We start from the raw sequence: 2,396 nt of genomic DNA, 5'->3' as shown, positions 1-2,396 counted from the left end.
GCAGGTAGATCGAGTTCTCCACTGTGTAGCGATAGGCACGTTTTTGCTTCCAGGGAGTGACAAGGGCATAGCCAAGGACCTGTTCTCCAGGAGATACAGCAACGATGAAAGGCATCTTGAGTTTCTCAAGATAGGCAAACTTCTGCTTCCACTCTTTGAGTGTCATCTGGTCTTCATCAAAAGTGACGACACTGTTGAGCACGTAATAGTTATAGATCTCGCGAATATCTGGAAGATCTGCAGCCGTGGCTTCCCTGATTTCAAATGAGAACGGCGCTTCAGGCTCAGGCCGTTTCTGCAGATGTAACGGGAGCTGTCGTGGTTTGAGATATTCCTCGGGAAGCACGAGCCAAGCTTATCTACTAGAACAACGCGCTTTGGCTTGGGAGAGCCCAGTCAATCGGATCGTGGCCAAGTTCTGTCAGCGCCTTATTGACGCGACTAAAAGGCCTAGACCCGAAGAAACCTCGCGAGGCAGACAGGGGGCTCGGATGTGCAGACTCAATGACAACTGCATTACTCAGGAAATCCTTTGATGCAATGGCATCGTTGCCCCACAACACTGCAACCAGAGGTTTACCTTCTCTCCCATTGAGAGCACGCAGAGCTTGCTCTGTAACTTGTTCCCAGCCAATCCCACGATGGGAGCCTGCTTCCCCGGAGTGGACTGTGAGGACTCGGTTAAGTAGAAGCACACCCTGCGTGGCCCACGGGCTGAGATCTCCACTTGATGGTTGCTCAACATCAAGATCTGATTGCAGCTCCTTGAAAATGTTCTTCAAACTGCGCGGGAGTTGAGATCTTTCCGGAGCCACTGAGAAAGACAAACCAACGGCATCTCCTGGAGTTGGATAGGGATCTTGCCCAACAATGACAACCTTGATGTGTCCAAACGGGACCTTGAAAGCCCTCAAGATGTTCTGCTGCTGAGGGAAAACCTGACGTCCTGCAACGAGTTCTTGTTCAATGAACTCGGCAACAAGATCTAGAGATTCTTGCGCAGGGTTTAATGGCTCTACCCAGCTGGGGTCAATGAGACCTTGCCCAGCTAATTCCTCAAGATTGAGGGTGAACGTCATCGTGTTTGTGGGTTTCGCTCTGGTGTGATGAGTGTTCTTGTGATTTGCGGTGAACGGTCTGAATTTTCTCGCCCAGGTAGGAGACCACAGTTGCTGTCGTCGCACCCACGATGACAACGCCACCCAACATCAACAGAGAAGCATAAATGCGTCCTGTGATTGTCACCGGAATCATGTCTCCATAACCCACGGTGGTGATGGTTTCAATAGCCCACCAAACAGCGTCTCCGTAGTTCAAGATTGTGGCGCCAGGTGCATTACGTTCCGCGGCATAAACAGCCAGAGAAAGAACATAGACATACATCAAGGCAAAAGAAGAGCCGTATGCAACCAAGCGTGCACGGACCGAAGAGCCCTGGCGCCCCCGGAAGAACCGAAGCCTAGATAAATACATCAACAGCAAGAAAGGTCGCGTGAACGGGATGGCCATGGAAATCAGGTCAATGACGTTTCGCTTGAAATAGATGCGCTTATTGGTTGAAAGTGTGAGTCGAACAAAGTAGTCAATGATGAACAGCAACCAGATAAGACCCAAGGTGAGGAGGATGTACTTATCTACGCCCTGGGTAAAAACCTCATCGTTGAGGATCAGAACGGAATATCCCAGCAAGAAGATAAAGGACAGGAAGATGAAAGGCAGGGTGGTGTATTTCTCCCACACAATTTCTTTCGGGCTTCTGGTGTCTTCTACAAGAACGCCTGCGGCGTTCATCACAAGTGGCTTTGGAGCTGATTCCATAGTTCTAGGCTAGTTAATATGAGCACACAGCGGGTTGCGTTATGGGATAACGCCCGTTTTGGAGCCATTGCTCTCATGGTTGCGGGTCACACCCTCACCAAGATGGTGGGCGAGAATGATGCCGCATTCACTCTGTATGTCTTCATCTATGCATTCCACGTTCCTGTCTTTGTCGCTGTTTCTGGTTACTTCACACGCGGAACAGCTCCGGACGACAACCGTATTCGCTCCGTCTTCACGGACATCCTTGTTCCGTACATCATCTTTGAAGTGATCTGGTCAGTAGTGCTCTTCTTCTACAACGGGAACTTCCGCCTTGACCTCACCAGAGCTTCGTGGACTCTCTGGTTCCTGCTTGCCTTAGCTATTTGGCGCATTGTTTTGCCTTATTTGGTGGCGTTGAAGTACCCGCTGCTGATTAGCATCGTGATTTCCATCGCTGCCGGCTACTTCCCCATCGACCAAACATTCTCAGCTGCCCGAGTTTTGGGATTCTTGCCATTTTTCGTCTTTGGCTGGCAACTTCGGGAATGGAACCTCGGCGAGCGCTGGATGGCTATGTGTTCACAGTCAGTCAT

Annotated in this window: 4 protein-coding genes; 1 reads left to right on the top strand and 3 read right to left on the bottom strand. The window is 50.4% G+C overall.

What is annotated here, in order from left to right; translation table 11 throughout:
* The 3 genes from Q0362_RS06135 to Q0362_RS06125 form a co-directional block, all read right to left on the bottom strand.
* On the bottom strand, positions 1-346 hold a 346-nt coding region (locus Q0362_RS06135; RefSeq protein ID WP_298121298.1), incomplete at its 3' end, for a GNAT family N-acetyltransferase.
* A gap of 16 nt (positions 347-362) precedes the next feature.
* Positions 363-1,079, bottom strand: a complete 717-nt coding sequence (locus Q0362_RS06130; RefSeq protein WP_298121295.1) for a uracil-DNA glycosylase — start codon at positions 1,077-1,079, stop codon at positions 363-365.
* A complete protein-coding gene (locus Q0362_RS06125) occupies positions 1,057-1,818 on the bottom strand; it encodes a potassium channel family protein (RefSeq protein ID WP_298121293.1) in 762 nt (253 codons plus the stop codon). Before Q0362_RS06125 ends, Q0362_RS06130 begins: the two co-directional genes overlap by 23 nt.
* Before the next feature lie 18 nt (positions 1,819-1,836).
* Here Q0362_RS06125 and Q0362_RS06120 point away from each other — a divergent pair.
* The coding region (locus tag Q0362_RS06120) for an acyltransferase family protein (protein WP_366099781.1) at positions 1,837-2,396 on the top strand (560 nt) is incomplete at its 3' end.

Source organism: uncultured Aurantimicrobium sp. (genome assembly GCF_936931525.1).
Classification (GTDB): domain Bacteria; phylum Actinomycetota; class Actinomycetes; order Actinomycetales; family Microbacteriaceae; genus Aurantimicrobium.
This window is presented reverse-complemented; position numbering and strand designations above follow the sequence as displayed.

Coding starts and splice junctions, on each gene's coding strand:
- Q0362_RS06130 (WP_298121295.1), bottom strand. CDS start 1,079: ATGACGTTCACCCTCAATCTTGAGGAATTAGCTGGGCAAGGTCTCATT.
- Q0362_RS06125 (WP_298121293.1), bottom strand. CDS start 1,818: ATGGAATCAGCTCCAAAGCCACTTGTGATGAACGCCGCAGGCGTTCTT.